This is a genomic window from Sphingomonas sp., from assembly GCF_019242355.1.
In the GTDB taxonomy this organism is placed as follows: Bacteria; Pseudomonadota; Alphaproteobacteria; order Sphingomonadales; family Sphingomonadaceae; genus Sphingomicrobium.
In genome coordinates this window covers 1-7,350 of sequence record NZ_JAFAVR010000057.1, presented here as the reverse complement: position 1 = coordinate 7,350, position 7,350 = coordinate 1, and the positions used below count along the sequence as shown (strand labels likewise).

Here is a 7,350-nt window from a genome sequence, read left to right as displayed (position 1 = left end):
CATTTTGTCGAAGACCCGAGGCGAGTTCGAGGGCTCGGATATTGTCGGCCATGCCCTCGATGCGCTCGACCGGTCCGCCATCCGCATCGTCACTATCCTCGGCCGCCGCGGCCCGCACCAGATCGCAATGACCCCGAAGGAGCTGGGCGAGCTCGGTCATCTCGAAGCCGCTGCTCCCATTGTCCAAGCGGGGGACTTCCCGCCCAACCAAGCCGACGAGGCGCTCGAACCGGGCCTTCGTAAATCCGTAGGCCTGTTGCGCGGCTTCGCCGACCTCGACGTCGAAAAGCCGAAGCGCATCGTATTCGACTTCTTCGCCAGGCCCGTTCGCATCGAAGGCGACGGCAGGGCAGAGCGCATTGTCGTCGAACGCACCCGGCTGGATGACAGCGGAGCGGCGAAAGGGACGGGCGAAACCTATGTCGTTCCCGCGTCCCTCGTGATCACCGCCATCGGCTATTCGACGGCCCCGATCCCCGGCGTGCCATTCGAATCCGGCAAGTTCATCAACGATCACGGCCGCATCGCCGATGGCCTCTACGCCGTCGGCTGGGCCCGTCGCGGTCCGAGCGGCACGATCGGCACCAACCGTCCCGATGGCTACGAAGTCGCCGATCAGATCGCCGCCGCGATGCCGCCCGAAAGCTCCGCCGGACGGGCCGGTGTCGAGGGGCTGAAGAAACTTCTCGCCGGCCGCGACATAATGGCGACCGACTACGACGACTGGCGCAAGATCGAGCAGGCGGAGGTCGCCCAGGCCCGCGCCGGATCGCCTCGCGAAAAGTTCGTCCGCCACGACCACTGGCTCGGTCAGCTTGGCCGCTGACGCGTCGCTTGCGTTCCCGGAAAGGGCCTTCTATTCAGCCGCGGCCTTGGCTCCCGCCGCGACCCTGTCGCAACCGCGGGTTCCGGTCGGGGAGTAGCTCAGCCTGGTAGAGCACTGTCTTCGGGAGGCAGGGGCCGGAGGTTCGAATCCTCTCTCCCCGACCATCGACTTGCCCGACCGTCCGGTGGATGGTCGGTAGCAAGTCGATCCGAGCGTCCAGAGCAGCGGGGATGCCAAACCGGCATGCTCAGCGGTATCTTAACCCTCTTCGCTTAATTCGGCGGCATGGCCCTCGTCGCCAAACGCCTGCTTCGCCGCAGCGCGGCCGCCTCGGCCTGCGCCGCCGCGTTCTCGTGCGCGTCGCCGGCGCTCGCCGACCCGCAATCGGGCCTGTTGTCTCCCGACACCTTCCAGTTGAGCGCCGACATGCGCCTGGTTGCGGTCGACGGCGAGCGGAGCTGGGTTGACGGAGGTTTCGGCAAGCTCCGATCGGGAAGCGACGGCTCACTTCGGGCGCAACCGCAGCTCGGCAACCTCACCGTCGCCTGGCAGCCACGACTGACGTTCTCGCTTGGCGCGACGGTCACCGGCGTTGTCCAGGGCGGCCAGCGCACCGAGGCTGGGCTCGGCCAGGCATTTTTGACCTATAAGCCGATGCGCGGGAGCACGGTCGCGCTCTCGGCACGCGCGGGCCTGATGTGGCCGGCCATCTCGCTGGAGCATGAAGGCGCCGACTGGCACGTCCGCGATTCCATCACGCCCTCCGCCATCAACAGCTGGGTCGGGGAGGAGGTGCGACCGGTCGCCGCCGAGGGCACGGCCGCGATCAGCCTCGGGCGGCACACGCTTCGCGTCACTGCCGCAGCAATGGCCGCGAACGAGACGTCGGGAACCTTGCTGACCTTTCGCGGCTGGGCGCTTCACGACCGGGTCACGCTCGCGTTTCACCGCCAGCCGCTGCCGCCGCTCGAAGGCGAGCTCGCGGACTATCAGCCGCGCTTCACCCATCCGCTGATCGACCTTCACGCCGGCTTCGCCGACCGGCTCGGCTATTATGTCAAGCTCGCCTGGCAGCCGCCGGTGCCGGTCCGGATCGAGCTCTTCCGCTACGACAATCGCGCCGATCCCGAAGACGTGAACGGAGACAGCGAGTGGGGCTGGCGCACCCGCTTCGACCAGGTCGCAGCGGCAGCCGACCTCGGGGGCGGCCTCCAGCTCAAGGGGCAGGCGCTGAGCGGCACCACCCGGATGGGCTATGTCGAAGGCTCGCGGCGCTGGGTCGATGGGCGCTTTCGCTCCGCGTATCTGCTCGCAACCCGGCCGTTCGGCCCGATCGGCCTCGCGGCCCGGGTCGAGGCCTTCGACACCCGCAACAGCGGCAGCCTTGCGACCAAAGCCTATGACGAGCGCGGCACGTCCGAGATGATCGCCGGCAAGCATGACTGGCGCCAGTTCACCGGACTGGTGGAGCTGCTGCATGTCTCCAGCCGGCGAGAGGAGCGCGAAGAGCTCGGCATCGCGCCGCGGCAGTCGCAGACTCAGCTTCAGGCGGAAATGCGAATGCGCTGGTAACCACCTTAGTGGCGTAGGCGTTTACCCTTGCGCGCTTAATTCTCCGAAATGGTGCGTGGAATCCTGACATTCGCGGCGGGCGTGAGCCTGTCGGCGGCGGCGCATGGCGCACCGCTTTCGGTGCGAGTCGTCGATTCTGCCGGAAAGCCCGTTCAGAACGCCGTCGTCACTTACTATCCGGCCGATGCCGCCATGGCCCGGCCGGCGCAGCGCGGCGGTCGTTATGTGGTCGCCCAGCGCAACCTCCAGTTCCAGCCGTTCCTGTCGATCGTGCCGCTGGGGGCTGACGTTTCCTTTCCGAACTTCGACCCGACCAAGCACCACGTCTACTCCTTCTCGCCGGCGAAGAAGTTCGAGCTGAAGCTGTTCGCGAAGGACCAATCCCGCACCGTTCGCTTCGACAAGGCCGGAGTCGTCGCGCTCGGCTGCAACATCCACGACCAGATGACCGCGTTCATCGTCGTCACCGACAGCGCCTGGACGGCTCGCACCAATGGCCAGGGCATCGCGGCGCTCGGGGACGTTCCCGGCGCTGGCCGGGTGACGATCTGGCAGCCCTATCTCCGCGCGCCGAGCGGGATGCTGCAGGGCAACGTCACGGCGACGCAGCACTTGGTGAACGTGACCGTGCGCCTGCGCCCGCCGCCGACGCCGATGACCATGCCGGATTATTGATCGGATGCGTTCGTTCCGCTCCCTCAGCGCGCGCCTTACCGTCCAGTTCGCGCTTCTGTTCGCGGGAGCGATGCTCGCAGTGTCGGCCGCGCTGTCGACCTTCATCGCCGGGTCGGCGTCACGCCAGGTCGCGGACCAGCTGCAATCGAGCGGCGCCGTTTACGACCGCCTCTGGGCGCAGCGCGCGCATGAGCTTCAGAACGCCGCCCAGCTCCTCGCCCGCGACTTCGGCTTCCGCGCGGCCGTCGCCACGCGCGACCAGGCGACGATGCAATCCGCGCTGCGCAACGCCGCAAGCCGGCTTCGAGTCCGGACTGCCTTCATCGTCAGCGCGGACGGCAAGGCCGTGAGCATCGATTCGTCCATTCCGGCGTCGGAGACGGCCGGTCTCTGGGACCCACTCGACGATGGCCGCCTGACCGGCGTCGCCGTGCTTGCCGGCCGCCCGCGCCAGCTGGTCGCCGCGCCGGTCATGGCACCGACGCTGATCGGTTGGGTCGTGTTCGCGGCCGACCTCGACCGCCACGAGATGCGATCGCTTGAGCGCCTGTCCGCGATCCCCCTCCACGCCGCGGTGATTGCGCAGGACAATGGACGCTGGTCGGAAGCATCGGGCAGCATGTCGGTGCTCGACGGGCAGTCCGCTGCGCTTGCGCAGCAGCATGTCGGCACCGGCGCGACATTCGAAATGACTCTTGGGCGAGGGCGGTCGATCGCCCTTGCAAAGCGGCTGCCGACCTTTTCCGGCGATGGCGGAGCGATCCTCCTGCTCGCCTATCCGCGGTCCGAGGCCCTGGCGGACGCCCACAAGCTGCAGTTCGCGCTTGCCGTCATGACGCTGCTGGGCCTGCTGGCCGCCGCTCTTGCCACCTGGCGCGCCGCCGGGCGAATTACGAGGCCGCTCGCCCGGCTCGACGAGGCGGCCGGTCGGCTTGCCGCTGGCGAGCACGTCCAGGTCCGGGTGCGCGGCTCGGACGAGCTGGCGCGATTGGCCGACAGCTTCAACGACATGGCCGGCAAGATCGCGGAGCGCGAGCAGCGGATTACTCAGCTTGCGTTCAACGACGTCCTGACGGGGCTGCCCAACCGCACGATGTTCCAGCAGCAGCTCGAGCACCTGCTGCGCGTGTCGAGCGGCAGCGGCAGCCATTTCGCCCTCCACTGCCTCGACCTCGACCAGTTCAAGGTGATCAACGACACTCTTGGGCATCCGGCTGGCGACGCGCTTCTGGTCGAAGCCGCGCAGCGCCTGATGGATGCCGCCAAGGGGCATTTCGTTGCCAGGCTCGGCGGCGACGAGTTCGTCGTCCTCCAGGTGCTCGGCGGCGATCGCAACGCGATCGACCTGCTCGCTGCCGAGATCCTGCGCAGCGTGCGCCAGCCGCTCAATATCGACGGCCACGAGATCGCGCCGTCAACCAGCATCGGCATCGCCATCGCCCCCGGGGACGGCGCCGATGCCGAGACTCTGCTGCGAAGCGCGGATCTCGCGCTTTACCGAGCGAAGGAGGGAGGGCGCGGCGCCTTCGCCTTCTTCGAGGAGAGCCTCAACCAGCGCGCCCAGCAGCGCCGCCAGATCGAGGCCGACCTCAGGACCGCGCTCGAGCGCGACGAGTTCGAGCTGTTCTACCAGCCGCTGTTCGACCTCGAGCAGAACCGCATCTGCTCGTTCGAGGCGCTGATCCGCTGGCGCCATCCCGAACGCGGCATGGTCTCACCGGCCGAGTTCGTTCCCGTCGCCGAGGACACCGGCCTCATCAATGCGATCGGCAGCTGGGTCATCCGCGAGGCATGCGCCCAGGCGGTCCGCTGGCCCGATCATGTCCGGATCGCGGTCAACGTCTCGCCGGTGCAGTTTCACCGCGCCGGGCTTCAGGAAACCATCTTCCGGGCGCTCGCCGACAGTGGCCTTGCGCCACAGCGGCTGGAGCTCGAGATCACCGAGTCGATCTTCCTTGAAGGTGGCGACGCGACCTTGAAGCTGCTCCATTCGCTGCGCGGCCTTGGCGTCCGGATCGCGCTTGACGACTTCGGAACCGGCTATTCCTCGCTAAGCTACCTGCTGAGCTTCCCGTTCGACAAGTTGAAGATCGACCGCAGCTTCATCCACAACCTCCTGACGCGCGAAGGCGCCAGCGCGATCGTCGGCGCGATCACTGAATTGGCCCAGGCCCTCGGCATCGAGACGACGGCGGAAGGGGTCGAGGAGACCGCCCAGCTGCTGGAACTGCGCTCCCACGGCTGCTCCTCGGTCCAGGGCTATCTGTTCGCCGAACCAATGTCGCTGGCCGATGTCCAGCAGCTGTTCCACGACGACAAGCTCGCGATGCAGAGCGTCGCCTGACCGGCGCTTTGCGGTGCGACAAGGAAGAACGGTCCGCTCTGCTGCCGGCCGCGGGGCAGGTTCGCGACGCGCGTCAGGTCGCGAACGCGGGGTCGAGGCGGTATGCCTTCCGCTTGAGCGCCGGCCAGGCGAGGAACTTGCTCGCCACCGGTAGCGTCGCCGCGCCCTGCTGGGCAGCAATCTCCGGCGCTCCCTGCGGCGGCAGATTGATGTCATCGCCCGCTGACAACGCCAGGATCTGCACCTCGCAGGCGCGCTCCAGCGTATAAAGGCGGATGAAGCATTCGCCGACGCTTTCGCCAACGGCGAGCGTGCCGTGGTTGCGCAGCAGCATCGCGTTCTTTGCGCCGAGGTCGGCTACCAGCCGCTCCCGTTCCTCAAGATCGACGGCCACGCCTTCATAGTCGTGAAAAGCGACCTCGTTGCGGATGACCATGGCCGTCTGCGACAAGGGAAGCAGGCCCTCGGCATGCGCCGACACGGCCTGCCCGCACGGCGTGTGCAGGTGCATGACCGCATGCGCATCGTCCCGCGCCATGTGGATGGCGGAATGGATCACGAACCCCGCCGGATTGGTGACGAACGGGGTCGGGCCGACAGGATTGCCGTCGACGTCTACCTTGACCAGCGCGGATGCGGTCACCTCCTCAAACATCAGGTTGAAGGGGTTGAGAAGGAAGTGGTTCTCCGGCCCCGGCACCCGCGCCGACAAATGCGTGAAGATGAGGTCGTCCCAGCCATAATGCGCGACCATGCGGTAGGCGCAGGCGAGATCGACGCGAATGGCCCATTCTTCGTCGCTGACCTGGCCCTGCAGCGAGGGGACCTCGACCGAGCTCATCGGCATGACATCCGTGATGCCGCGGTTCATGCCGTCGACACGGTTCATTGCCGCTTCTCCTCCTGGGCATCCATCAAGGGCTATTCTGACGGGACTCGTTGCCGATCCGGATGCGCCGCCGCAAATCCCTCCAGCGCGTTGGCATTGGCCTCGGCGCGCAGCAGCGTCGGATAATCGTCGAGCGGCACGTTGAACCGACGCGCATTGTAGAGCTGCGGGACGAGGCAGACATCGGCGCCGGTCGGCCCATCGCCGAACAGGAACTTGCCGGAACGCGGCTTCGCCATCGCCTCGAGCGCGCTTAGCCCCTCGCGGATCCAGTGCGCGTCCCAGGCGAGGCGGTCCTCTTGGCTGACCCCGAGCCGTTCCTCCAGGTAGCGGTTCACGCGCAGGTTCTGCAGCGGGTGGATATCGCTCACGATCTCCATGGCCATGGCGACGACATGGGCGCGTTCCGCTGCGGCGCTTGGGATCAAGGGCGGCACCGGATAGCGGATGTCGAGATAGTTGATGATCGCCAGGCTCTGCGTCAGCCGGTTGCCGTCGATGACCAGCATCGGCAGCAGCCCTTGCGGGTTGAGCGCGCGGTAATCCGCCGAATTCTGCTCGTCCCCGCGCAGGTCGACTGGCCGGCTTTCGTACTCGACGTTCTTCAGCTTGAGCGCGATGCGCACTCGATAGGCCGCGGACGAGCGCCAGTAATCATAGAGGATCGGCTTCGGCACGCTGTCTTTTTACACCTGTGCCAGGAACGGCGCTATCACTTCCGGCGGAACCCGGATCGGGCGGGCCGTCGCCTTGTCGATAATCGCCCATTGCGTCCGGCAACGAACACGGGACTTGCCGTCTTCGCCAGTGAATTCGACGAACCGGTCGAACCGCGCCCCCTGCGGCGCATCCCCGACCCAGGTGCGCGCCACGACCCGGTCGCCCTCCCGAGCGGCGCGCAGATAGTCGATCTGGTGCCGGACCACGACCCAGTAATAAGCAGCCTTGTGTTCAGGGTCGGCGACCGACTGCCAATGCGCGACCGCGATCTTCTGAACCAACTGAATCCAGACGGCATTGTTGACGTGTCCGAGCTCGTCGATG

6 protein-coding genes, 1 tRNA gene and 1 pseudogene are annotated in these 7,350 nt (G+C 67.0%); 5 read left to right on the top strand and 3 right to left on the bottom strand.

Annotated features, from left to right (window positions below):
• The 5 genes and pseudogenes from JOZ79_RS02455 to JOZ79_RS02435 form a co-directional block, all read left to right on the top strand.
• Positions 1-826 (top strand): annotated as a pseudogene (locus tag JOZ79_RS02455) (pyridine nucleotide-disulfide oxidoreductase); the annotation flags it as partial.
• 87 nt (positions 827-913) lie between these two features.
• Positions 914-990 (top strand) — tRNA-Pro (locus JOZ79_RS02450).
• A 121-nt stretch (positions 991-1,111) separates the two neighbouring features.
• Complete coding sequence (locus tag JOZ79_RS02445) at positions 1,112-2,398, top strand: hypothetical protein (RefSeq protein ID WP_294070085.1); 1,287 nt, start codon at positions 1,112-1,114, stop codon at positions 2,396-2,398.
• A gap of 48 nt (positions 2,399-2,446) precedes the next feature.
• Positions 2,447-3,073 carry a methylamine utilization protein gene (locus JOZ79_RS02440; RefSeq protein WP_294070083.1) on the top strand — a complete coding sequence of 209 codons (627 nt, stop codon included), beginning with the start codon at positions 2,447-2,449 and terminating at the stop codon, positions 3,071-3,073.
• Positions 3,074-3,077: 4 nt separating this feature from the next.
• Complete coding sequence (locus tag JOZ79_RS02435) at positions 3,078-5,417, top strand: EAL domain-containing protein (protein ID WP_294070080.1); 2,340 nt, start codon at positions 3,078-3,080, stop codon at positions 5,415-5,417.
• Positions 5,418-5,490: 73 nt separating this feature from the next.
• Here JOZ79_RS02435 and JOZ79_RS02430 read toward each other — a convergent pair whose 3' ends face one another.
• The 3 genes from JOZ79_RS02430 to JOZ79_RS02420 form a co-directional block, all read right to left on the bottom strand.
• Positions 5,491-6,264, bottom strand: coding sequence for a class II aldolase/adducin family protein (locus JOZ79_RS02430; protein WP_294070088.1), 774 nt, complete (start codon positions 6,262-6,264; stop codon positions 5,491-5,493).
• Between the two features lie 74 nt (positions 6,265-6,338).
• Positions 6,339-6,983, bottom strand: coding sequence for a maleylacetoacetate isomerase (gene maiA / locus JOZ79_RS02425; protein ID WP_294070078.1), 645 nt, complete (start codon positions 6,981-6,983; stop codon positions 6,339-6,341).
• 9 nt (positions 6,984-6,992) lie between these two features.
• A complete protein-coding gene (locus tag JOZ79_RS02420) occupies positions 6,993-7,349 on the bottom strand; it encodes an acyl-CoA thioesterase (protein ID WP_294070075.1) in 357 nt (118 codons plus the stop codon).
• Position 7,350 lies beyond the last annotated feature (1 nt).